This is a genomic window from Paenibacillus sp. Soil750 (assembly GCF_001428045.1).
GTDB classification, from domain to species: Bacteria; Bacillota; Bacilli; order Paenibacillales; family NBRC-103111; genus Paenibacillus_E; species Paenibacillus_E allorhizoplanae.
On record NZ_LMSD01000043.1, the window covers coordinates 200,685 to 225,309 of the forward strand.

Below are 24,625 nucleotides of genomic sequence, written 5' to 3' on the forward strand. Positions count from 1 at the left end.
CTATGGTTGAGCTTTTTTTGTGATCACTCAGAGGAGGGAAACTATGATTGAACATATTCGCACGAGTAATGTACAGCGATTTACCGGATTCGGTGCGTTGTATGATGAAAGCCGGCCAACTGCACCGCAGGAAATGATCAAGATTGTGACAGCTTATTTGGGAAGCAACCCCCAAACCGTTGTAGATGTAGGCTGTGGCACAGGGTTATCTTCGTTTCTATGGTTGAATGACGCAGAGCGGATCATCGGCGTTGAGCCTAGTGATGACATGCGCGCAGTAGCGCTAGCCAAATGGGAGAGGTTGAACAAGCCAGAGGCTATTCAATTCGTTAAAGGGTTGTCTCATGAACTTGATCTGCCTTCCGATTCAGCAGACGTTATAACATGTTCTCAATCATTTCATTGGATGGAGCCGCAAAGCACTTTGCGTGAATTCGCGCGGATCCTTCGCCCAGGCGGAGTCTTCGCCGCTTATGATTGTGACTGGCCGCCTGTCATAGACTGGGAGATCGAACAGCAATATATGAAGCTAACATCGCTCGGTGATAAGCGGGCTGTTGAGCTGGCACCTAAGCACGAGCAGGCGCACAAATGGAACAAGGATGAGCATTTGAAGCAAATCCAATCATCGGGTTTATTCCGCTATGCTAGAGAAATTGTGTTTCATAACTGGGAGTCTTGCGATGCAACTCGCTATGCCAACCTCGCATTAAGCCAGGGCAGTATACAATCTGCGATAAAGTTAGGTGCGAAAGAGCTTGAGGCAGAGGGAGCAGCGTTTCGTCAGTTAGTGGAGAACGTATTCGCTGGTGAACAACGATCCATCTTATTTGGATACCGCATGCGGGTAGGCATCGTATAGCAATCACAGATGAAAGAAGGGAACAGCTACGAAACTGAATGCATTTGTATTATTTTATGTCGTTATTTATATGGGAAACGCGGTTTATGGAACTTTCATGCCGGTGTATCTTAACAACGCGAAGTTTTCTCAGGAGCAGATCGGAGTCCTACTTAGTCTCGGACCCTTGATTGCCATGATTGGTCAACCTGTATGGGGGGCGTTAGGGGACCGTGCCAAATCAAAGAATTATATCCTGCGATTATTAATTATCGGCAGTGGTATTTCGATTCTATTCTTCCCGATCTCGCATCAATTTCTCTTTATTCTTGTCATCATTTGCATATTTACTTTTTTTCAGACCTCCATATTTGCACTAAGTGATGCGATTACCTTAGAGGAATTAGATCGGCAGCCCACATGGAGCTTTGGTTTAATTCGGCTTGGAGGAACCGTAGGATTCGCTATAATGTCACTCCTTTTCGGATTCGTTGCCAAGTCTTATATCAATTCAATGTTCCTGGTTTACGCCTGTACCATGTTGGCCGCATTGCTTTGTTTATGGCAGTTTCCAGCTGCCGCTGGGCGACCAGCGAATGTGATGGGGCGGAAATTCCGTGAGCTGTTCAAAAATGGCAAACTCATGTTTTATATAGGCATGAATTTTATTATCCAAATTACGCTTGGCTATTATTATGCTTTCTTTCCGATTTATTTCAAGCAAATGGGTGGGGATAGTGTACTGTTAGGCTGGTCGATGACCATCTCGTCTTTAAGTGAGCTGCCCTTTTTATTATTTTCGGCAAAAATATTGAAGCGAGTTCCCATCTCGATCATTTTACTCGTTGCAGCCTTAGCGTCATCCTTACGGTGGTACTTATTCTCTCAGATTGAAGTAGCGCACTGGTTATTACCTGTTCAAGTCTTGCATGGCGTCATCTTTATCGTACTTTCCGTTACGATTGCCACTATCATTAATCGCGAAGTACCCGCGGAATGGAAGGCTAGCGGGCAAACCCTGAATGGCTTACTTAGCCTAGGGGCCGCGCGCATTATCGGCAGCTTTTTAGGTGGCTTCATGAGCGCAGCCTACGGGATGAGACAAGTGTTCCTCTATAGCTCCTGGCTATCTATGGCGTGTGTCGTGGTGATTGGCATCGTTCTATTTACGCGAAGAAAGCACAATGAACTAGGAATATAACGGGAAGGAAGATTTTGGACGAATCGCCTTGTAAAAGTTGTATGTTTGGAACTCGATGGTGAATTCGATTATGATAGTGACATGGTACTTCGATGAAAGGAAAGTGAACGGTTATGATCGAGAATGAAGCGATTCTTACCTATGAGCCTGGAGGGCAGCAGATCTGCATGACACGCGTGTTCAATGCGCCACGGGAGTTAGTGTTTAAAGCGTTTACGGATGCAGCGCTGTTCGTGGAATGGCTTGGACCCCGGAATCTAACGATGAAATTAGACACTTTTGAGCCGAGAAGCGGTGGCAACTGGCGCTATATACATCTGGATAGCCAAGGAAATGAATATGCGTTTCGTGGCGTGTACCATGAAGTTACTGCGCCGGATCGGATTATTCAAACGTTCGAGTTTGAAGGACTTCCGGAGAAGGGACATGTTATCCTCGAAACAGCTAAATTCGAGGAACTCGAAGGCGGAAAGACCAAGCTAGTGATGGAATCCGTGTTCCAATCGGTCGCTGATCGAGACGGCATGCTGCATTCAGGCATGGAGCAAGGGATGCAGGATTCGTATGAGCGGTTAGCGGAGCTTTTGGTTCGCATCACATAGTTGGGAGGAGAGCAGGCGCTGAGGCGGCCTGCTTTTTCTCATGAAAAATAGCATAATAAGACATCTAGTTGCGTTTTCGAGTATGGCGATACCAGGACGACTTTGATACGATATGTCAAAATAGAGGAATGAAAGGATGGAAGCTATGTCATTTCTATCACTAACGAGCTGGAGTTTACATCGAAATTTAGGTCCTTTGCGTTGGACTCGCTGGGATGACAACACGCAAACGCAATTCACGGAAGCTCAAGATCAACCAGAGCTGCTTTCTTTACTCAAATTACCAGCCGTACTTGCGGAGAAGGGGTTCAGCTCGGTGGAAGTTTGTCATTTTCATTTTCCAGAGACGAATGAAGCTTATCTGCTTGCTTTGAAGCAGGCATTTACAGATGCGGGGCTTCGTTTTTATACATTATTGCTTGAATATGGAGATATTTCTAGTCCAGATAAGGTTCGTAGACAATCCGATATTGCATGGATCAAAGGTTGGATAGATATCGCGGCCCTGACAGGAGCAGAAAGAGTACGTATAATTGCAGGGGAAGCGGATCCATCGGACAGGGATGCCTTGGCACGCTCGATTGAAGCCCTCCGTGAGTTAGGACAATATGGTAAGGAGCATGGCGTACGCGTCGTGACAGAGAATTTCAAATCTCTATCCTCAACAGGTGACAACTGTCTTGCGATTATAGAAGGATGTGGAGATGTTATTGGATTCACATCCGATTTCGGGAATTTCAAAGGCGAACAGAAATTCGATGAGTTAGTCCAAACGATTCCACATAGTGAATCCATTCATGCCAAAGCGCAAACCAATGCCGCGGGAGTTCCAGATGAAGCTGAATTTATTCGCTGCTTAAACATCGCCAAACAGGCTGGTTATGAAGGGCCGCTTACACTTGTTTATGATGGTCCTGGTGACATGTGGGATGGTATTGAGCGCGTTAAGAAGCTGGCGGAGCCGTACTGTTCCTAATAGGAATTGTATCTGCTCCGATGTGAATTATGCTATGATACTAGTAATGTTATCCATTTACTAATCGCTAGAATAGGAGACTTCCACCATGACCCCAGTATGTAATTATTGCAACAAGAACGAGGCATTGGCGAACTTAATGATTGAGATTGGACAATTGCGTGTATCGACGTTGTACTTATTTAGAGAACAGACGTATAAGGGCCGCTGTATTGTTGCTTTGAACGAACATCATACCGAATTCTTTCACTTGTCTCAAGAGAATCAGGATGCATATATGCGTGATGTAGCGCAGGCTGCAGCTGCAGTGGAACGTGCTTTTTCTCCGGACAAAATTAATTATGGCGCCTTTGGAGATACGATGCCACATGTACATTTCCATATTGTTCCGAAATATAAGGATGGGTACACATGGGGCAAAATGTTCGAAATGAATCCCACTGATAATAAGCAATTGACTGAGCAAGAATATGAGGAAATCATAGGTCAATTGAAAGAACATCTGTAGCGTCAATAGGTTACACAACGTAAAGCCACCAATCATCTATCCGATGAGAGGTGGCTTTAATTTCAATTACACAACGGTTAGTAGAAATGAGAATGCCAAGAAGAGACAGAGAGGACTATAGAATCGCGTGTCATAATAGGAGAAAGCAGTGTGTTTGACTCTTTTGAAAAAACCTAAGTAATTGAAATCTCCAATCGCTCTCAGGAAGAAAACACTCCCACAAAGGATACATGACCACTTGGTGAATGAGTTTGCTTGTAGGAATGACAGCGTTTCAGACTGGGCAACCAATACGGTACACACGCCTAACATCAATACGGCAACTGCTAGTGTCTCAGGCTTACGAGGTAGGAATATAGCAGCGCCATCTTTGGTCTGCGGCAGAGACGCGCGGCTGCCCCATCTGCCGCCAAATGCCCAATACACATGGATCAAGCTGATTAACACTAGGAACGTGGCTGATACATAAACAAGAAGTGAGCTCATTGTTCAATCCCCTCCCAAATAACATCCATTTGCTTATTAAACATAACGGTGAGATCTTCACCTTGAGATTGAATCATCGCCCAAGAGAGGAGTGAATTAAAGTAAATTCCGACTAAAACCGAAGCGATAATGGACGATTCCCAACGTGTTTGAAACGCATGGAAGTCTTTAGCTTCATTAATGATCTGACAAAGGGTCTGTTGAAAAATGAGGATGTTAGGTGATTCTTCTTTCATGAGCAAGGCGGACTTCATCGTTTCGGATAACGTAAGCTTTAACAAATCGGAATGTTGTTCATAGGTGGAGAGCAGATCATTGAAGATCAGTCGAAGACGTTCTCTAAGATTCGGGATTTGATTCTGGACAATTTCGCTCATAAATTGAATTTGTGATTGACCGAGATGAAGAAGGATATGCTCCTTTTTGGGAAAATAGTTGAAAAAGGTTCCCTTAGCGACGCCGCAGAATGAGGCAATTTCTTCAACGGTCACATTGTCATAACCTTTCTCCTGGAACAGCTCAATCGCTTTTAAAAATAGTTGCTGCTTGAGCTCTTGTTTGCGGACTTCTCTAAGCACAAATATCACCTCGCAATTAAATGACTGCGGTCATTATATGACTAAGGTCATTATAATTCCAATTACCAGTAATTTAGAGTAGATAAAATGTCGAAAAAAGAATCCATTGACAGGAAGTAATTGGGAATATAAACTTACATCACATCCAACTCCATACATATCCAAACGCAATGATTGGGACTAGTAAGGAACACCTATTGTCCAGAGAGCTGTCGCTTCGGTGGAAGACAGCCAATAGCTTCCCCAACTCACCCTTGAGCGGTAAGATCGAAGTGTTTCGTAGATCTTAACGGTTAACCACCGTGATCGGGTCTCGAGGATTTGTAACTATTCATGTTACGAATCAAGAAGAGTGGTACCGCGAAGGTTTAACCTGTCGCCTCTTTGTAGGCGATGGGTTTTTTGGCATTCCAATAAGGGAGGGAACAACGAATGAAGAATGTGATCGATTACTATGCCAAGTTTGATGAATGGGGAAGACTAGATCGCGAGCCTATTGAGTTTACGGTAAATTGGCATTACATGAAGAAGTATCTCCCTCGCGGTGGTCATGTCCTAGATAACGGGGCTGGGCCGGGTAAATACGCAATGGAATTAGCGAAACTCGGCTATCATGTGACGCTTACCGACCTTACACCTAATCTCGTCGAGTTAGCGAAAGAGAAAGCAAGTGAGTTGGGATTAACAGACATGTTTAGTGGCTTTCATGCGTTGAACGCCACGAGTTTAGAGGGGATATCAGATGAAACCTTTGATGCTACGTTGATGTTGGGACCACTTTATCATTTGCAAGTAGAAGAGGATCGCGTTGCTGCTGCAAGGGAATTGTATCGTGTGACCAAGAACGATGGCATCGTGTTTGTTGCTTTTCAAAGTCGTATGCGGATGCTGCTAACTTCGTTGCTCTTCCCCAATGCTTGGAAACCGAATGACAATATGGCTGCTATTGAGCATTTTATAGAAGAAGGTATTTTTAATCATACAGATGCAGGTCGATTTACGGGTGCTTATTATTACAATGTGGAAGACATCAAACCATTTATGGAAAGCCAAGGATTTGAGACATTAGATCTGATTGGATCTTCCAATCTTGGGGCTTTGTTATCGCAAGAGCAGAAGCAATATTGGACGGATCGAGGGGAAAAGGACATGTTCATTGAACTTCTCATTCGACTAGCGCGTGATCCATCGGTGTTAGGGGTTTCCTCGCATTTGTTATATATCGGGAGAAAGGTAGGAGAGTGAAGAGATGACAGAACGTGATGTAAGCCTTAAATGGTTAGATTGGGCCAAACAAATTCAAGCGATTGCCCAAATCGGTTTAACGTATTCGAAGGATGTCTATGATTTGGAACGATTCCAAGCGCTTCGGGAAATAAGTGTGGATATTATGGATACGTACACTTTGGTGGGCAAGGATACGATTAACCTAAGCTTTGCCAAAGAAACTGGGTACGCAACACCGAAAGTGGATATTCGAGGTGTTGTTTTTGAGGATGATAAAATACTACTTGTGAAGGAAAAAGCAGATGGTGCCTGGGCGCTCCCTGGGGGTTGGGCTGACATTGGTTACTCACCTTCGGAAGTTGCAGTGAAAGAGATCAGAGAAGAGGCAGGCTTTGATGTAGTGCCCGTCAGTTTGCTCGCTGTTCTGGATAAAAAGTTCCATGACCATCCACCGGAGCCCTATCACATTTATAAGATGTTTATTCTTTGCAAAATAATTGGCGGGGAAGCGTTGGTCGGCGTGGAAACGAGTGAGGTGCGCTTTTTCGGTGAAAATGAACTACCTGAATTATCAACAGAACGGAATACGATTGCTCAAGTGAAAAGTATGTTTGATTATTTAAGAGATCCGGATAAAGCGGTTAGATTGGACTAAGAGAGGAAGGCAGACGTTATGGAACAACTGCGATACCCGATTGGGAGATTCGAGCGGATCGAGCAGCCAACACAAGCGAATCGGGATAAATGGGTGACGGACGTTGCGGAGACAGCTGATCTTGTGCGGATGACTGTCTTAAACCTCAACCAGGAACAACGTTTAACGCCATATCGTCCAGGCGGCTGGACGGTTCAACAAGTCGTTCATCATATGGCGGACAATGATATAAATGCTTTTCTGCGTTTCAAGCGAGCCCTTACGGAGGATAGTCCCGTTGCAAGCTCATATCGGGAAGATTTATGGGCAGAGCTGAGTGATTATCAGGTACCTATTGAAGTTTCGATTCAGTTATTGGAATCGATACATACTCGATTTGTAGCTGTGCTCCGCTCGTTAGATCCTTCCGATTACAAGAAGACTTTTACTAGTCCAGTCCTTGGTGTACTTAGTTTGGAAACGGCACTGCAACGTTTTGTTTGGCATGATCGACATCACATTGCTCAGATCGCATCACTGAAAGAACGGATGGGTTGGTAGGTGCAATTCTTAGGGCAAGACAAATCTCTATTCCAAAATTGAATAATAAATTTAAAGGGCTGCCGAGTCTAATCTCGGTGGCCTTTTTATAAGCGCCAGAATTTATATGTTTTGGGTTTTGGGGTAAGAGAAGCTTAGCCCTTATTTATGGATGAGATAGTCGTAATAATCGACTATCTCGAGGTACCCGGCGCTTTTGGAGGTGAGATAGTCGAAATAATCGACTATCTCGAAGGAAAGCGGCGCGTTTAGAGGTGAGATAGTCGAAATAATCGACTATCTCGAAGGAAAGCGGCGCCTTTAGAGGTGAGATAGTCGAAATAATCGACTATCTCGAAGGAAGCGGCGCCTTTAGAGGTGAGATAGTCGGAAAAATCGACTATCTCGAAGGAAAGCGGCGCCTTTGGAGGTGAGATAGTCGAAATAATCGACTATCTCGAAGGAAAGCGGCGCCTTTAGGGGGGAGATAGTCGAAATAATCGACTATCTCGAGGTCCCCTGGCGCGTTTAGAGGTGAGATAGTCGAAATAATCGACTATCTCGAGGGCCCCGGCACCTTTAGAGCTAAGATAGCCAAAGTAATCTTTGTGAAAAGACAGATTCGCACGTGTGATCTGTCTTTTTCATCTTCTTTTGCAGGAATTAGGAGGGAATTTGTCGAAAAGGAATGATTCGTGGAAATCAAACCGTGTGTTACGGAGGTACAATGAACAATTGGTTAAAAAAGAGTGTTACGCTAGCAACAGTACTTGCTGGGGTATCCATGGTAATCGGGAACTTCAGTACACTTGCAGCAGGCAACAACGATCAGAGCGCCGCACTAGATTATTTGAATGACGTCAGAGCTCATATGGGCATTCCATTGATGGAATTAGATCCTTTACTCACGACAGCTGCGGGAAAACATGCGAATTATCTTCAAATCAATAAAGAGAATGGCCACACAGAAACACCAAGTAAGCAAGGATTCTCTGGCAAACTTCCCTGGGATCGGGCAGCCGCGACAGGTTTTGATACAGATAAATTCGGAGTATTTGAGGATGTTTCGTTTACGACCGATTCGCCGGAGGAGGGCGTGCAGTCTTTGCTGGATGCTCCGCTTCATAGATCGAGTTTGATACTTCCGGACATGTCACTACTAGGCGTAGGGTATAATAAACATGCACTTGTCTTAAACCCTGCTAAGAAATGGTTCACCCATATAGGAACGGGTGTTTATCCTTACGATGGACAGACGGGTGTACCGATTGGATTTTATGGTTTTGAGATACCGAATCCATTGGAACAATTCGATTTAGAGAAATCAGGTTATTTTATTACATACGCAGGGGTAGCTCAAGATAAGACGGATGTGACTGCCTCGCTGACGAATAGTCAAGATGAACCTGTTGAGATTTACAAATTAAAGCAAGAGCTCGGCGATACGAACGCTTGGCATATCATTCCGAAATATGAGCTTGCTTATGGAGAAACGTATACGGTAACTGTTGAGAATAACTCATGGTCTTTTACAACGGAAGTAAACCCAGCTGCGCCATCTACAGAATACAAAGGGAATCCGGTCAAAACGGACCAGCCAAAGAAATTTACGTCGAATGATGTTGGTATTCGTATCAATGGCACCTACGTCGATGTTTCTCCTAAAGCCAAAATCATTGGCGAAAGCACGTTCATCCCGCTTCGTGGCGTATTTGAAGCGATGGGAGCCAAAGTGATTTGGGAGGGAACCCGTCAAGAGGTTACGATTGTGAAAGGATCAAAAAAGATTGTTTTGCCAATTGGGAAGAAACAAGCGCTAGTTAACGGAACATGGCAGGCACTTTCGAATGCGCCTTTTATATCCGCAGAAGGTTCTACGTATGTACCCCTACGATTTGCTACCGAAGCACTTGGCGCGCAAGTGGCCTGGGAAAGTGATAAGTGGACGGCAGTCATCAATCAACTCCAATAAGGGAGATAAAGTCGAGCGTAAGATGCTCGACTTTTTTTATTTTGAAACAATCTCGAAGATGGTGCGTCTAATGAGGTGTCATTGTTAAAATATGGAATAGATGCGTTTGGGAGGAGTCAACCATGAAGAAATATATGTTAGGTCTGGGGTGTGGCCTGCTGCTTGCAGGCTCATCAGTAGCTATCGCTTCTGATACGATTCAAGCGTTATTATTTCCAGCTAGCTTTGAGATCAATGGCAGTCAAGTTAAGATAGATAGTGACTATCAGATTCTGAATGTGGATGGGCATGCTTATGTACCCATTCGCTTTGTAGCTGAAAATTTGGGAGCGACGATTGATTATGATGCAGAATCTCAAAAAATTGTCGTTAAAAATAAGCCGTTAGACATCAAAGATCCAGATTACGCTAATATCTCTGTGGGAAATTTAATCCTAACCAAAGCAGGCAATCAAACCAAAGTGACAGGTCAATTGAAATTCGAAGGCGTAGGAAACAGTCTTAACATGGTCGGAGCGGGATTGTCTTTTTACAATGAAGATAATCAGGAAATAGGCGAAGCCGTCATTTCGGGAAATAATTTCGGCGTAGATGCCCAAACGTTTGTAACCGAGGGAGAGGGAGATTTCAAGAATTACGATGCGGTTTACCTTCATATTGGTGCAATCAATCACCGAATAATGAGTGATGCTCCTACTATGCTATACAGAAATTCAAGCTATCGTTTCACACTCGCGATCCCGTCTAGTTGGGAGGGGAAATACGAGGTCGTTGAGCGGAAAGATGATGAATCTGAGCGTGTGAACTACCTTTTTATTAATAAGGCGAATAAAGCGTTCGGTGGTGTGATCTTTAGCATTTCCATATGGTCAAAGGGAGATTGGCTTGCAAATGGTGCTACCACGAAGGGAATTGGTCAAGTATACAAGTTAGGCGAAGATGCGGACCAGGTGTTTCTCTTATTCCCCCCAGGAGACGTAGAGTATAATCCCCATGACGAGAAGCTAACAGCCGAATTTCGTGCAATGACGGACCAAATTAGTAAAATTAGAACGAGCTTCAAATTCGAGTAATAGCGTACATGAGAGCAAGTACCGAGCGAATAGCGGTGCTTGCTTTTTGCGTTCAACAAACCCTTGATTTAACACTTATTCCAGTTGCATCCTCCCCATATATCACAACTCGTTCGTATTCCTATCAATAATTGACTGCCGATAGAAAGAGGTTAATTCAAGATAGGTTTTATCAAGTGAGCGTTCTATCTAGGTGATGTCAGGGATGGTATGTTCTATTTAGGCTAAAGAAAGCGCTTAATAAAAGATGTAAGGAGTGTGTAGGCATTGATAAAAAGAAGTATATCTAGTGTGATCTGCGTGATGATGATGTTTAGCCTACTTGTAGGGGTCTTGCCTCAACCGTCGTATGCCGCAAGCGGCCCATGGGATTTGCTCAATGATAATTTGAGTAGTTTCACGAGTACTGGCTGGACAGAGCAGAAAACAACGGGTTTCACAGGATCGGTTACGCAAAATACGGGGAATGTAACCATTATGGATGCGTCTGATAAATCTACGTATCTTTTAAAGCAGCCAGTCGCACCAGCGACAACCGTTGCCCCAGCTTCAGGCGCGTTCACATTTGAAGCTATAGCTAAGGTAAATGCGACAGGAACACTCAATGAATTTACGGTACGGGGTGCTTCTTATTTAATTAGCTTTTATTTAACCTACGGAACAAGTGGTGTGGTGCAAAATAAAGCCTCCAGTTCGACCAAATCGTATACCCTCGATACGACGGTCTATCATGCTTATCGTGTAGTCGTTCATTCGAACTATACATATGACCTCTACGTGGATGGTACGTTAGCGTGGAGTGGCGCACCGAATGGAGCTGGCGGTTCCTATTTGATCAAAATCGGTGGGGATTCTGCTTCATTTGCCAATGTAACCTTGGATCAAGTGAGACTGGGCACAGGAGAGATTCTCCCGTTCACAGGTACTATCGCATCGGTTTCCCCAGTAGCTATCTCGACGTCTGCGGGAACTCCACCTGTTATGCCAACGGTTGTTTCAGCTGTATACACAGATGAGTCTATCAAATCCTCTCCAGTCGTTTGGGAGAATATCCAAGCTTCCCAATACGCACAACTAGGCTCCTTTACGGTGAATGGTACTGTTGTTGGGACAGCGATACCAGCGATCGCTACAATCACAGTAACGAATCCGCAATTAGCCGTTACTGCCATACAACCAGTGCAAGTTACGACGCAAGCTAAAACAAAACCCGTACTGCCAACGGTAGTTACGGTTGTTTATTCGGATCAATCCACCGAACAGCGAGCTGTACAATGGGACACCTATGCAGATACGCTGTATGCTAAAGCAGGAAGCTTTGATGTCAACGGCACAGTAGGAGGCACCGCAATTCGTGCTGTAGCCCACATTACAGTGACTGCAGCACCAGCGGATGAATTTGATACGCTGAGAAATAAGTTGAAAGTTATGTTGACCGGCGGAACTTCTTATAGTCAACAGGACGCGGATATTGCCAATCAAATCACAGCATTAACAGCCAAAGCGCAAACAAATTGGGATTCCATGATAAAAACAGTGGATCGTACTGCGCTCTGGAGTGATTTGGCCAGCACATCGAATTCCGCTCAAATTACGTCGGCTTACACGCGTTTGAAGGAAATGGCGATTGCTTATGCAACAACAGGTTCTGCCTTACAGAATAATGCATCTTTGCTTGCAGATCTCCAATCAGCGCTCGATTGGATGTACACGAACCGCTACAACGAAAATAAGGTGCTCTATGATAATTGGTGGGATTGGTGGATGGGAGCGCCACTAGCACTCAATGATACAGTCATCCTACTGTACGATGACTTATCCTCCACACAAATTGCGAATTACATGAATGCCGTGGAACATTTCACACCGATTGTCGATATGACAGCAGCGAATCGTGTTTGGAAAAGCCAAGTCGTAGCCTATCGCGGAATTATCGTGAAAAATGCCGCCAAAATTGCTATGGCAAGAGATGGCCTAAGTCCCGTATTCGTCTATGTCACTTCAGGCGATGGATTCTATAAAGATGGTTCGTTTATCCAGCATGATGTAACACCTTACAATGGTGGATATGGCGCAACAATGCTAGCAAATTTAGCTGATATGCTCTATGCGCTAAACGGGTCAACTTGGGCAGTCACCGATCCTAAAGTAAGCAACGTATATCAGTGGATTTACGATAACTTCGAACCGTTCATGTATAAAGGGTTGGTCATGGATATGTCCAGAGGACGGGAAATCTCACGTTCCTATGCGACGGACCATATAACAGCTCAGCGCATTACAAGAGCTGTCATCCGTTTATCTCAACTTGCGCCACTTGCGCATACAACTATTTTCAAAAGTATGATCAAATATTGGATCCAAGCGGATACGTACTTGAATTTCTACCTTGGGAACTCGATTGATTATATCGTGCTTGCGAAAAATATCGTGCAAGATGCTGGCGTGACACCACGTGGCGAGCAGGTCGCGTTTAAGCAATTCGCCAGTATGGATCAAGCGATTCAGCGGCGACCGGCATTTACTTTTGCCATCCGCATGCATTCGAATCGTATTGCTAACTATGAGTCCGGTAACAACGAGAATTTGAAAGGATGGTTTACTGGAGATGGCATGACCTACTTGTACAATAATGATCTGGGGCAATTTACGGATGACTATTGGCAAACAGTTGATCCTTATCGCCTTCCAGGCACAACCGTGGATCGTCAAACACGAACGTCAGGCGGAAATAACACGAGCGCGAACAGCTGGACTGGCGGCACAGAAATCCTTGGCGAATACGGTGTATCGGGCATGGAGTTGGATGCGCTATACAGCAATCTTACTGCGAAGAAGTCCTGGTTCATGTTCGATAATGAAATCGTAGCATTGGGATCAGGCATCACGAGTACGGAGAACCGTACGATTGAGACGATTGTTGATAATCGCAAAATCGATAGCGCAGGCGATAACACATTTACTGTTAATAATGCAGCGAAACCAGCTGCGCTCGGCTGGAATGAGACGATGAATGCCGTCCAATGGGCGCATTTGGCTGGCAAAACGCCGAATACAGATATCGGCTATTATTTCCCAACAGCTGCAACGGTCAAAGGGCTTCGCGAAGCGAAAACAGGCTCTTGGAACCAAATTGATGGCCGAACAGGGACATTAACAACACCATTTACGAGCAATTATATGACATTATGGTTCGATCATGGTGTGAATCCTACGAATGGAACATATCAGTATGTGACGCTTCCGAATTATTCTTCAGCGGAAACAGGCAGTTATGCCAGCCATCCGGATGTGGAGATTTTGGAAAATTCGACAGACGCACAAGCGGTGAAAGAGAAATCACTCGGTATTGTTGGTGCTAATTTCTGGAACGATACGACGAAATCCATCCAAGATAACGGAAGCAATTGGATTACGAGTAATAAGAAAGCATCGGTCATGACACATAAATCTGCTGATGTGTTAGATGTATCCATTTCCGATCCAACGCATGAGAATACAGGCAGTATCGCTATCGAGATTCATTTGCCTGCGAATACGACCATCTCAGCAGAACCGGGAATCACGGTAACGCAGCTGCTTCCTACGATTAAATTAACCGTTCAAACGAATGGTTCTATGGGCAAAACATTCCATGCCAAATTTAATATTGCTGGATCGAATGAGGTACCAGCAGCGCCTAACCTGACAAGTGCAGTTGCTGGACACAACACTGTCGTACTTAACTGGGAGCCCGTGAATTCAGCTACCGGGTACACGATTAAATACGGGACGGTAAGCGGCAATTATTCAGAGACTGCCACAGTAGGTCCCGTTAGTAGCACGACGATTTCTGGATTAACGAGTGAAGTACCGTATTACTTCGTCGTATCTGCCTTCAATCAGGCAGGTGAGAGTGTAACAGCGTCTAATGAACGCAGTGCAACACCGATCGCTGACTATGCGAACACGTGGACACTCGAGAATGATGTACTACGTACCAAAATCCAATTTACGGATGATGGAAGTATCAAGATCGGAAGTTTCTTTAATAAAGCGGCAGGCAGAGAATATTTGCCTCAAATTGAAGCGGATAACAATTCCACCTTATTCCATTACAACTATCGCTTATTGAATAATGGTGAAACCGGAAAAGAAGCGGTTGGTTCTACACTCAGCTTGGATGCGAATGACACTGGTTTCGTGCTTGGAACAGCATCTACTAGGGATATTTCAATGACGGCAACCGATGGTGCTGTATCTAAGGTTGGAACACGCTTAGAGATTCCTGTCACGAAAAATGGAATTACAGTTACGCTTTCCTTCGAGCTCTATGAGGGCAAAGCAGGCTTGAAATACCAAGCCTATCTGACGAATAATAATGTGGACAAACGCTTGCAGATTACATCTTCAGATGTCATTACGTTGGATTTTCCGGATGAAGCAAGGAATTTACACTATGTTTACTTGTCCAAATGGAATAGTACGACAGGTGGTGTTGATCAAAGCGACACGAAGAAAGCAAGTGAGGATATTAAGGTTATCATTAACCGTTACAATACGGGAGATGGCTTCTACGTAGGACCGGAAGTAAACTCGAAGACGGAGATTCTGAAAAGAGATCCAAGTTCACCGGATACAGGGGCTCCTTATATGGTTCGTTCTTTTGCAGGTATCAGTGCCTTCAAGGGTCATATGGTGAATGTGGCAACGAATCCAGAAGCCATGCAGCTTGTGCTATTCCCAGGTGAGAAATTCGAGTATATCGCTGTCAATTTGAGCGTCTTTCAAGGCGATATCGTCGATGGGAAGATGGCGGTAGAAGAACATTTGCGAGCGAGATTTAAGTACAATCACACGTCAACGATCCTCAATACGAACGATTGGCAGTGGGGAGATAGTAAACGGAATGAAGCGTTCTACAAATCTGTAGCCGTACCGAAAATCAATGCTGCGGGCTTCGATATGTTTATGTTTGACGATGGTTGGAACAATGCGAATGATACGGGCACATCAAGAGATGGTGTCGAAGCACTTCCATCGATTACGACCGATATGAAGGGGCTTGCGGATTATTTTCAAAATAAAGGATTACTGCTTGGTATGTGGTATTCCATGACCGGTGGTTATCATAATCGCGGGAACGACTTGGCCGATCCTGCCGTGATTGCAGCGAAGAAAGAGAAGATCAACTACTTGATTGATAATTATCATTTATCACATCAAATGGTCGACTTAACCGAATTCTGGCCGAATCCTGATGTAACGACGTATTCACATCCGACGGATAATGTCTACCGTAAAAATGTCCTAACGAATCATGTGTTGAATGAAGTTGTTGATGAAAATCCGGACTATATGGTGAAATATACGACTGAGGTTGATATTTGGCCTACGCAGGGTGATCGTACGAATGAATTGCTTCATGTCGTAGATAATGGCTGGACAACAGCGACGACAGAGTATGGTGAAGACTTGGATATTCCTATTTTTGCAGGCTTGTTCGGACATTTGCCGTTGAACTCGGTGTACTTCAATATCGGGAATATGACAACTGGTGATATGTCGACGTATTACAAATATTTATTTGCTAGAAATATTAAGCATGGCAGTTCACCTGAAGGTTGGAGTCAGAAGAATATTGACCTAATGGCTAAATTAAATGCTTGGAGAAACTCTGGTCGTATTAAGGAACTGACGGATTCCATCATTCGCCCCGTGTATAACGGTGTAGGTTGGGATAGTAATAGTGCGGCTTCATGGGTTGATCAAAAAGCAGGTCCTTATGTAATGATGCAGGTTTCGCCGAACAAGGATCATGCGTTGATGATTGCTACTGGCGGCGGTAAAGCTGGAGCGTCAAGTGTGGATGTAAATCTCAGATGGTTAGATCCTTCTAAACAGTATTTAATTGAAGACATCTCACTAGATGATACAGGTATCTATACGTACAGATTTAAAGGGTTGCTCGCAGGTGAGCAACTGAAGAGCTTTAAGATTGATCTTACCGAGAATACGTCGAAAGGCCGAGCTTATTGGATTCAAGAATATACGGGGGCAAATTATCAAATCTTGTATGCTGATGAAAATGTGAATAGCTCACAGTTGGCGATTGTAAACAATCAAATGGTGATTACAGGTACAGGTAAAGCGAATACGTCAGGCAAAGTTATGATCTATGGCCACAATGAGCAAGCCGTGATGCTGGCAGATGTAAGCTTCGGAGCAAATGGTTCGGGCACCCTGCACATTGACCAATTCGAAGCTACGGAGGATGTGTTTATCCCGACTCTGTCTTCGGCAACGACCTATGTGGCTGCGGATTTGAGCATTGCTGGGAAAACGACGGTAAGTGGTGGAACACAAACGGTAGTAAGTAGTGGAAGTACACCGAATGCGTCCGCGCAGGGCTTGAATTTCGCATCTACAGCAACAACAGCAGGCAGTTATATTGATTTTAAACTTAATGTGGCGAAAGCTGGTGTCTACCGGATTCAAGTAGCTGCGAAAGTGAATGCCAACAGAGGTATTGGACAGTGGTATGTGGATGGTGTAAAAACAGGTCCTGTGTGGGACCAAAAAATGGAAAATGGGCAAGTGCTTGCCGCTGAGAAAATTGGATTCTTTACGTTAGGTGATGTTACTTTTGCAACGGCAGGAGAGAAAACATTCCGGTTCGAGTTCCAAGGTGGATCGAACAAAGTGATTAATACCGATCGGTTTATTATGACACCTGTATCGGAAGTGCCGGGACAAACGCCAGGCATGGCGATCACTGGTGAAGCATCTCTTGATGTTAATCAAGCAGTAACCTTACACGCAGCCATTACAGGTTTGCACGCTTTCTATGCGTCAGGCGATTATGTTAAATGGTTCGTAGAGAGTCAAAATGCAACCAATGGCAGCAATAAAGTAATTTCCATTGTAGCGAATGGATTAGATTTGCAAGTGACAGGCGTAAATCCAGGAACGGCCCGATTGAAGGCCATGAGTACGGTGAATGCGAATGTGTTCAATTATTATGATGTCGTTGTAGCTCAGGCGAATGTCATTACTTCCATTACACCAGTAAATGTGACAACGGTGGCTGGCATAGCGCCAGTATTGCCTGCAACGGTATCGGCTATCTATACCGATGGAACGACAGCTCAGCTTGGCGTTACATGGGATGGTGTGAATGCAGCTAGCTATGCACAAGCAGGGACATTTGACGTACAGGGTACGGTAAGTGAGACGGCTTTGAAAGCAATTGCGCATGTAATGGTTACCGCAGTGACAGATCCAGGTACGGATCCGGGGACAGATCCAGGAACAGGTCCAGGGACAGATCCGGGAACAGATCCAGGGACAGGTCCGGGAACAGATCCAGGTCCAGGGACAGGTCCAGGAACAGATCCAACAACAAATCCAGGTACAGTCATTCCTGATCCAGCAAGTAGCAATATTACTACGCTTGGCGAAGCGGATTTCCGTACAGCGTTTGAAAATGCCAAAGACAATAAGCTGAGCTTTGATTTACCTCATGTGCAAGGGGATAAACCACTTGGTGCAGTTATTCCAGTGGCACTTCTGGATAAAGCCATTGCAAGCGGTATTACGCAATTGGCATTTAAGTCAAATAACGTTGAAGTGAAACTTCCTGTTCAAGCACTGAAAGGTGAATCAGAAGCGGGAGCTAAGGAGATTCAGTGGACTTTTGAAGAGAAATCTTCAGACAGCGATAAGGTTTATCAGTTGGGCATCGAGATAGATGGGAAGCCTGTTTCAAGACTCGATGGCGAAGCTATAAGAGTTGCTATCGCCTATCAACTGAAGCCAGGTGAGAAGCCTGAGAATGTGGTTATTCACCATCTGGATGCCACAGGAAAACACGAGGTTATCATCAATGGCACTTATAATCCGGCTACAGGGAAGATGGAATTCAAAACAAATGAGCTCGGAACGTACAGCCTTAGTTACGCAAATGTAACATTCGGTGATTTAAAAGGCGCGGATTGGGCGAAAACCAGCATTGAAGCATTAGCAGCTAGAGAAGTGCTAAACGGGGTAGGCGATAACAAGTTTATGCCTAGCAATCCGGTAACGCGTGCCGAATTCTTAACCATGTTAATGCGGGCTGCAGGTTTAGCTGATGACCAAGCAGAATCGAATTTCACCGATATTGACCAAACGGATTGGTACTTTGGATCGGTAGCTGCTGCTGAGAAGTTAGGCATTATCAGTGGTAGAGAGGATGGAAGCTTTGGAGCGGATAGCGAAATTTCCAGACAAGAGATGGCGGTCATGGTCTTCCGCAGCTTACAGGCACTGAAGTTGAATCTGAAGACAGGACAGCAAGGGAATGCATTTGCAGATGCGACAGATATTGCAGGATACGCGGCAGAAGCAATTGCTTTGATGCAAAGCGCAGGCATAATAGAGGGCAGCGATGGCAAATTCATGCCACTGGCACAGGCAACACGTGCGCAAGCTGCTGTTATCATTCAACGATTAGTGAAACTTAATCAGTAAAAGGAAAAGCCAGCGGGTATCCGCTGGCTTTTTCATTGCGTACATATGTTCTGCACCTCCGCATCTACAGACATCCTATTTTTCCTCTTCCGTAAATGGAAACGTGATCTCAACCTCAGTCCCTACTCCCGGGACACTTCGATAAGTAAGCTTCGCAGGCTCTCCGAAATAGTGGCGAATCCGTTCGCCAACGTTCTTAACGCCGAAACTGCTGCCACCGATCCGACTTCGACTAATGCCCGCCATCATATCTTCGATGAGGTTGGGACTCATACCCACACCGTCATCCTTGATGAGGAGGTGCATCGTAAGATCTTCCAGATAGGCCCGAATCGAGATGCTGCCTTCGCGCTGCGTTCGACCTAATATCCCATGAAGAATGGCATTCTCAACAAGGGGCTGCAGGGTGATTTTCGGAATCGGATGGCTGAGCAGCTCTTCAGGTACGTCAATCTGGAAATCAATCTTATTTTCAAAACGGATATTCTGAATCTGCACATAGAACGAAACATGCTGCAGCTCCTCGCGCAAGGTGATAATGTCTTTGCCGCTGCTGAGGCTGACTTTGTAAAAACGAGCGAGAGCCTTGACCACCTTCTTAATATCCGTGTTCAACCCGCTGTCGGCCATCCAGTTAATGAGATCCAATGTATTATAAAGAAAATGTGGGTTTATCTGCGATTGAAGTGCTTTTAATTCGGCATTTTTGACCTCTTGTCCCAGCCGGTAATGCTCCTTATTCATCGAGCTTATTTGTTCGATCATGTAATTATACGTTTGGATCAGCTCACCGATTTCATCTCTACCCTGTGTCTGTGCGAGCGCGATGAGATTTCCATTCTGCACGTCCCGTAAGCGGCTAGTTAATTGCGTGATACGCCGTGTGACGGAGAAGGAGAAGAGGTAGGCTAACAAGTAGGCGATGACGGTCACGATGAGCAAAATAACCAACAAATCATTGCGTAATTGGTGACTTTGCTGCACAACCTCATGCAGTGGTATGACGGTGACCATCCCCCAATTGGAAGGCAGTTGCCGGAACAAATAGTAATTGTTATTCGTTTGCCAAGTAGTGGAGACTGCATCGTCCAGCGTATCAGGCAAATTGACTAGTGTGGTCACTGACGGATCCGAGGATAGGACGATTTGTTGATTCTGATCCACCAAGAAAGTCGTACTGTTTCTGACCACATTCGCTTTACTCAGCATGGAACGAATCGTTTCCGCTTGAACATCAACGCGTAATTGACCGATGGGAATGGCATAATTGTTCGGATCCAATATACTACGGACTACGTAGAGCGAAGAATTGTCACGGGTAGCTTTCTCCCCAAGTTCTGGGGCTGAGCACCACAAATATTTGGCATGCAAATCATTTAACCGGTTGAAACAAGGACTGTCCTTCGTTTCATTAAGTGATAAGAAATTCTCAGTCTCATTGGCGAAAATAAAAGCACTAGGCACGTAAAGGATGACACGTGAAATATCAAGGCTATCCTGCATAGAGCGCAGCAGCTTCTTAAGATTAGCGTATTCCTGCAGCTCACGATTGATATCACTGGTTACATTGTTATCCATCAGAATGTCCGAGATGGCGGAGTTGGAAACGAGAATATTCGTTGTCTCTGCAATCCGTTGGACGCGATAATTCAGAAAGGAATACGTCTGATCAAAGCCTTGTTTAGCCGAATAGGTGACATGATTGATGATGATATCGGACATTTTCTCGGAAGCAATGAACTGATAGAAGCCGAGAGGAAGCATGATCAGCAGCAAATAGGTGTACATAATCTTATGACGCAGCTTCGTATTGTACAGCCATTTGCGCAGAATTTGAATGAAAGAGAAGATCATGATTGGCATCGCTCCCGATACTCGGAAGGCGTCATGCCCGTGGATTTGCGGAAAATTTTGGCGAAATGTTCCCCGTCCTTGAAGCCCACTTGCGAAGCCACATCAAGTACCTTCAGTCGGTTGTTGCGCAGCAGCTCTTTCGCTTTTTCCATCCGATATTCGGTCACATATTGCTTGATCGTTTTCCCTGTAGCATCTTTGAAGATTGAAATAAGATGAGAAGCCGTCATCTGCATATGATCACTTACATCCTGCACGGAAAGATCATCGTCAGCATAATGCAGATGTATGAAACGCACAATTCGGGAGCTTGTCGAAGACATGCCACCGCTTGAGCGATCTTGAATAGCTTTTCTCAATTCGTCTAGCTTCATGGCGGTAACTCGGTGGATATCGTCCAAATAATGACATTCCAGAATCAGCTTCCAAGCCACATCATTTTCCTCCGAGGTATCGAAGAGGGTGATGTTGCGACTTTGTGCAAATTTATCCATTTCCAGAATGAAGCGGTAGTAGAGTTCTTTCACACTAACAATCAGCGTGCCTGGATGCTGGCGAATATCCCCGGTTATCGTTGCGAGCAGCTGATCGGCGTCAGCGAAATGCTCTTCAGACAACGCTTCCGTGAAGCGGACGAGTTGTTCAGGCTGCGTTACGTAATGCAGCGATTGCGCATCACTTCCCGTATTATCATGCAAAATGAGGGAGCACGGTTTGTGAAAGAACGACTCCTGTAAGCGGAGCACAGCACTCGTATAGGACTCTTGCAGCTTATAGGCGGAAGGGACAATTTTGCCCGCAGCGATGGAAAATAAACCGAACTCCCGCTTCAAGGCGACGGACAGCTCGTAGCACAGATGTCGAACATGGCTGATCTCGACGCCGTCATGCTGATGCGAAAAGAAGTGAACGATCGCGTGATGATCATCTTTCCAAGCGTACAAATAGGGTTGCTCACTACTAGCGAGCGCTTCTTCAATCAAATGTCCCAGCGTTTCTTTCTGTGATCCAGGTGAAATCAGCTTGATGACGGCCGTTGCTGCGGGTGCTTGCATGACAGCTGTGAAATCAGCTGCTAATAAGCGACTATGCAGCATGTCCTCATCATAACCGCCGCGAATCAGCTGCAAAGCGGCTTCTTGCTTCATATAACTCTTGTTTTCTTTGGCTACCGTATCATTGGCAACATGTCGCTGTTCTTCCAATACGATATCAATCGCACCCCGCAGGGCATCTTCTAATTCTTCCACATCAATTGGTTTCTCTACATAACTAACCGCTTTCAAGGTAATCGCGGCTTTCAAATATTCTTTGTCGGCATAGCCGCTCATAAAGACGATTTTGCATTGCGGGTATTTGCGGCGAAGATGAAAGGCAAGCTCGATGCCATCCATCCGCGGCATGCGAATGTCGGTGAGCACGATGTCCGGCTTGAACTGTTCCGCAATAGCAACAGCATCCAGACCGTCTACAGCTTCATGGAGTTCGGTGATACCAAGGCGCTCCCAACTGACGGATTTGAGTACGCCTTCTCGCGTGAATTTCTCATCTTCTGCAAATAGAAGTTTCATGACGGGCAACCCCCCTTAGATGTAGCTATAGATTATCTTATATTTACATGCAATACCACTAGCAAGCGTGGCCATCTGCAAAAGTTACAGGGAATCGATATTTTGTCGGGTTATCATGTTCCGAGTAACCTGTTAATTTAGATACAGGAGAGAGACAACTAGAAACGGATGGGGGAAAGGATAGAGATGAGAACAGGACTCCTGTATCGCATGAGATCCAAGAAAGCGCTGTTATTCATGATTGCGCCGGCAGTAATTTATTTCTTGCTTTTCAGCTATGTACCGATGGCAGGCATTGTGTTGGCATTCAAGCAGTATCGCTATGATTTAGGAATTATGGGGTCGCCTTGGGTAGGTTTGGACAACTTCAAGTTCTTCTTTCTAACAGGAGATGCCTTCCGAGTAACCAGGAACACGCTGCTCTACAATGCGGCATTCATTCTTATTAATAATGGCTTACAAATTATTGTCGCCATCTTCATGGCGGAAATCGGGTCCAAGCTGTTCCGTAAAACAGCGCAAACGGTTATGTTTTTACCTTATTTTTTATCCTGGGTTGTCGTAGGGGCAGTTGCTTACAATTTGTTTAACTACGAGCATGGAACCGTAAACACACTGCTGCGCGCGTTGCACATTCCTGAATTAGATATCTATACCACTACGGAGTATTGGAAATATATCTTGGTTTTCTTCTCGGCATGGAAAGCAGTGGGGTATGGCGCTGTGTTCTACATGGCCTCCATTCTAAGTATTGATCGTGAGACTTATGAAGCAGCGGAAATCGATGGTGCTAACGTGTTCCAGCGCATTCGATACATCACGTTACCATCACTTCGACCAACGATTACGATTCTTGTGCTTTTGGCGATTGGCGGCATTTTCCGTGGCGATTTCGGACTGTTCTACCAGCTAGTGGGTAATAACGGCCTACTGTATGAAACGACAGATGTCATTGACACTTACGTGTATCGCTCTCTGTTGGTCAACAACGAAATCGGCATGTCATCTGCAATCGGATTCTATCAGTCAATTCTGTGTTTTGTCACAATCATGGTGACGAATTTCCTAGTACGTAAATCAGATAAAGATAATGCGTTATTCTAAATTTACAGCAACTTGCGAGGTGGAACTATGAGTACGACCAGTGTGAAAAAGAGTCAAATCGATCAACGCATCTTGGATACGGTTGGCTATGTCTTTATAGCAGTGATATGTTTGGCTTGCTTGATTCCTTTCTTGCTCATCATTAGCGGATCATTAACAAGTGAATCGTCGATCACGAGTGATGGGTTTCGATTATGGCCGAAGGAATTTTCGTGGGATGCCTACACGTTTGCGCTTAAGCATCCTGAGCAATTCGTGAGCTCATATCTACTTACTATCGCATTGACGGTAACAGGTACAGTTGTGGGATTATTCATCTCCGCGATGGCAGCGTATGTGCTGCAGCGTCAGGATTTTGAATGGCGCAGCGGATTTTCATTCTTCTTCTACTTTACAACGCTGTTTAACGGTGGACTTGTACCTTGGTATATCTTAATGGTTAACTATTTACACATGAAGAATACCTTTTGGGCGCTGCTTGTCCCGCCATTGTTAAATGTGTTCTATATCATCATCTTACGAACGTTTCTGCGCAGCATCCCGGATGCGATTACCGAGTCAGCGAAAATTGATGGAGCAGGGGATTTCACGATCTTCGTGCGATTGATTATCCCTTTGGCGAAGCCTGGTCTAGCTACAATTGGCTTGTTCACCGCGTTGAATTATTGGAACGATTGGTTTAACTCGTTGCTGTTTGTACAGAATGAGAAACTGTACACCCTGCAATATTTACTCTATAAAATGTTAGGAAATCTCGAAGGTATTCGCAAGGTTATGGCGATTACCGGTATGCAGGTAACAGACTTGCCTGGCGAGAGTTTGAAGATGGCCTTAGCCATTCTTGTTACAGGACCGATCATTTTCTTGTATCCGTTCGTACAGCGTTATTTCGTTCAAGGCTTAACGGTTGGAGCTGTAAAAGGGTAAAAAAGGGTAGCCCCGGGAATTCCAATTCCCGGTTTATCATA

Annotated in this window: 17 protein-coding genes and 1 other annotated feature; of the genes, 13 read left to right on the forward strand and 4 right to left on the reverse strand. The window is 44.9% G+C overall.

The genetic code is table 11. The features are described from left to right. Positions 1 to 43: 43 nt before the first annotated feature. The 5 genes from ASL11_RS33875 (at position 44) to ASL11_RS33895 (ending at position 4,128) form a co-directional block, all read left to right on the forward strand. The gene (locus tag ASL11_RS33875) at positions 44 to 862 is read left to right on the forward strand and encodes a class I SAM-dependent methyltransferase (protein WP_056625315.1); all 819 of its coding nucleotides are present in this window, start codon (positions 44 to 46) and stop codon (positions 860 to 862) included. Between the two features lie 34 nt (positions 863 to 896). Beyond that, complete coding sequence (locus ASL11_RS33880) at positions 897 to 2,042, forward strand: MFS transporter (protein ID WP_056625318.1); 1,146 nt, start codon at positions 897 to 899, stop codon at positions 2,040 to 2,042. A 113-nt stretch (positions 2,043 to 2,155) separates the two neighbouring features. After that, positions 2,156 to 2,644 (forward strand): SRPBCC family protein, encoded by a 489-nt coding sequence (locus ASL11_RS33885; protein WP_056625322.1) that lies wholly within the window; start codon positions 2,156 to 2,158, stop codon positions 2,642 to 2,644. 145 nt (positions 2,645 to 2,789) lie between these two features. After that, positions 2,790 to 3,620 (forward strand): sugar phosphate isomerase/epimerase family protein, encoded by an 831-nt coding sequence (locus ASL11_RS33890; protein ID WP_056625574.1) that lies wholly within the window; start codon positions 2,790 to 2,792, stop codon positions 3,618 to 3,620. An 88-nt stretch (positions 3,621 to 3,708) separates the two neighbouring features. Further along, positions 3,709 to 4,128, forward strand: a complete 420-nt coding sequence (locus ASL11_RS33895) for an HIT family protein (RefSeq protein WP_056625324.1) — start codon at positions 3,709 to 3,711, stop codon at positions 4,126 to 4,128. 66 nt (positions 4,129 to 4,194) lie between these two features. Here ASL11_RS33895 and ASL11_RS33900 read toward each other — a convergent pair whose 3' ends face one another. Together ASL11_RS33900 and ASL11_RS33905 are read right to left on the reverse strand one after the other, a co-directional pair. Further along, the gene (locus ASL11_RS33900; RefSeq protein WP_056625327.1) at positions 4,195 to 4,614 is read right to left on the reverse strand and encodes a DUF3995 domain-containing protein; all 420 of its coding nucleotides are present in this window, start codon (positions 4,612 to 4,614) and stop codon (positions 4,195 to 4,197) included. Then, positions 4,611 to 5,192 (reverse strand): TetR/AcrR family transcriptional regulator, encoded by a 582-nt coding sequence (locus tag ASL11_RS33905; RefSeq protein ID WP_056625330.1) that lies wholly within the window; start codon positions 5,190 to 5,192, stop codon positions 4,611 to 4,613. Before ASL11_RS33905 ends, ASL11_RS33900 begins: the two co-directional genes overlap by 4 nt. Positions 5,193 to 5,353: 161 nt before the next feature. Further along, positions 5,354 to 5,579 (forward strand) — a binding site (T-box leader). Positions 5,580 to 5,624: 45 nt separating this feature from the next. On the opposite strand from ASL11_RS33905, the gene ASL11_RS33910 reads away from it, so the two are divergent. The 6 genes from ASL11_RS33910 (at position 5,625) to ASL11_RS36875 (ending at position 19,128) form a co-directional block, all read left to right on the forward strand. Continuing rightward, the gene (locus tag ASL11_RS33910; protein WP_056625334.1) at positions 5,625 to 6,437 is read left to right on the forward strand and encodes a class I SAM-dependent methyltransferase; all 813 of its coding nucleotides are present in this window, start codon (positions 5,625 to 5,627) and stop codon (positions 6,435 to 6,437) included. Positions 6,438 to 6,441: 4 nt separating this feature from the next. Continuing rightward, positions 6,442 to 7,074, forward strand: a complete 633-nt coding sequence (locus ASL11_RS33915) for an NUDIX hydrolase (RefSeq protein ID WP_056625336.1) — start codon at positions 6,442 to 6,444, stop codon at positions 7,072 to 7,074. 18 nt (positions 7,075 to 7,092) lie between these two features. Then, entirely contained in the window at positions 7,093 to 7,614 is a 522-nt protein-coding gene (locus ASL11_RS33920; RefSeq protein ID WP_056625339.1) for a YfiT family bacillithiol transferase, read from the forward strand. 706 nt (positions 7,615 to 8,320) lie between these two features. Beyond that, a complete protein-coding gene (locus tag ASL11_RS36140) occupies positions 8,321 to 9,565 on the forward strand; it encodes a stalk domain-containing protein (protein ID WP_162261691.1) in 1,245 nt (414 codons plus the stop codon). A gap of 122 nt (positions 9,566 to 9,687) precedes the next feature. Next, complete coding sequence (locus ASL11_RS33930) at positions 9,688 to 10,638, forward strand: stalk domain-containing protein (protein ID WP_056625345.1); 951 nt, start codon at positions 9,688 to 9,690, stop codon at positions 10,636 to 10,638. A gap of 267 nt (positions 10,639 to 10,905) precedes the next feature. After that, complete coding sequence (locus ASL11_RS36875) at positions 10,906 to 19,128, forward strand: polysaccharide lyase family 8 super-sandwich domain-containing protein (protein WP_157257147.1); 8,223 nt, start codon at positions 10,906 to 10,908, stop codon at positions 19,126 to 19,128. 75 nt (positions 19,129 to 19,203) lie between these two features. Here ASL11_RS36875 and ASL11_RS33940 read toward each other — a convergent pair whose 3' ends face one another. Together ASL11_RS33940 and ASL11_RS33945 are read right to left on the reverse strand one after the other, a co-directional pair. Continuing rightward, positions 19,204 to 20,982 (reverse strand): cache domain-containing sensor histidine kinase, encoded by a 1,779-nt coding sequence (locus tag ASL11_RS33940; RefSeq protein WP_056625352.1) that lies wholly within the window; start codon positions 20,980 to 20,982, stop codon positions 19,204 to 19,206. Further along, entirely contained in the window at positions 20,979 to 22,553 is a 1,575-nt protein-coding gene (locus tag ASL11_RS33945) for a response regulator (protein WP_056625354.1), read from the reverse strand. Before ASL11_RS33945 ends, ASL11_RS33940 begins: the two co-directional genes overlap by 4 nt. Before the next feature lie 186 nt (positions 22,554 to 22,739). Here ASL11_RS33945 and ASL11_RS33950 point away from each other — a divergent pair, with 186 nt between their 5' ends. Both ASL11_RS33950 and ASL11_RS33955 read left to right on the forward strand, forming a co-directional pair. Next, positions 22,740 to 23,657 carry an ABC transporter permease gene (locus ASL11_RS33950; protein ID WP_056625357.1) on the forward strand — a complete coding sequence of 306 codons (918 nt, stop codon included), beginning with the start codon at positions 22,740 to 22,742 and terminating at the stop codon, positions 23,655 to 23,657. 27 nt (positions 23,658 to 23,684) lie between these two features. After that, positions 23,685 to 24,584, forward strand: coding sequence for a carbohydrate ABC transporter permease (locus ASL11_RS33955; RefSeq protein ID WP_056625360.1), 900 nt, complete (start codon positions 23,685 to 23,687; stop codon positions 24,582 to 24,584). The last annotated feature ends 41 nt before the right edge of the window (positions 24,585 to 24,625 follow it).

Coding starts and splice junctions, on each gene's coding strand:
- ASL11_RS33875 (WP_056625315.1), top strand. CDS start 44: ATGATTGAACATATTCGCACGAGTAATGTACAGCGATTTACCGGATTC.
- ASL11_RS33930 (WP_056625345.1), top strand. CDS start 9,688: ATGAAGAAATATATGTTAGGTCTGGGGTGTGGCCTGCTGCTTGCAGGC.
- ASL11_RS36140 (WP_162261691.1), top strand. CDS start 8,321: ATGAACAATTGGTTAAAAAAGAGTGTTACGCTAGCAACAGTACTTGCT.
- ASL11_RS33955 (WP_056625360.1), top strand. CDS start 23,685: ATGAGTACGACCAGTGTGAAAAAGAGTCAAATCGATCAACGCATCTTG.
- ASL11_RS33915 (WP_056625336.1), top strand. CDS start 6,442: ATGACAGAACGTGATGTAAGCCTTAAATGGTTAGATTGGGCCAAACAA.
- ASL11_RS33890 (WP_056625574.1), top strand. CDS start 2,790: ATGTCATTTCTATCACTAACGAGCTGGAGTTTACATCGAAATTTAGGT.
- ASL11_RS33940 (WP_056625352.1), bottom strand. CDS start 20,982: ATGATCTTCTCTTTCATTCAAATTCTGCGCAAATGGCTGTACAATACG.
- ASL11_RS33910 (WP_056625334.1), top strand. CDS start 5,625: ATGAAGAATGTGATCGATTACTATGCCAAGTTTGATGAATGGGGAAGA.
- ASL11_RS33885 (WP_056625322.1), top strand. CDS start 2,156: ATGATCGAGAATGAAGCGATTCTTACCTATGAGCCTGGAGGGCAGCAG.
- ASL11_RS33950 (WP_056625357.1), top strand. CDS start 22,740: ATGAGAACAGGACTCCTGTATCGCATGAGATCCAAGAAAGCGCTGTTA.
- ASL11_RS33900 (WP_056625327.1), bottom strand. CDS start 4,614: ATGAGCTCACTTCTTGTTTATGTATCAGCCACGTTCCTAGTGTTAATC.
- ASL11_RS33895 (WP_056625324.1), top strand. CDS start 3,709: ATGACCCCAGTATGTAATTATTGCAACAAGAACGAGGCATTGGCGAAC.
- ASL11_RS33920 (WP_056625339.1), top strand. CDS start 7,093: ATGGAACAACTGCGATACCCGATTGGGAGATTCGAGCGGATCGAGCAG.
- ASL11_RS33945 (WP_056625354.1), bottom strand. CDS start 22,553: ATGAAACTTCTATTTGCAGAAGATGAGAAATTCACGCGAGAAGGCGTA.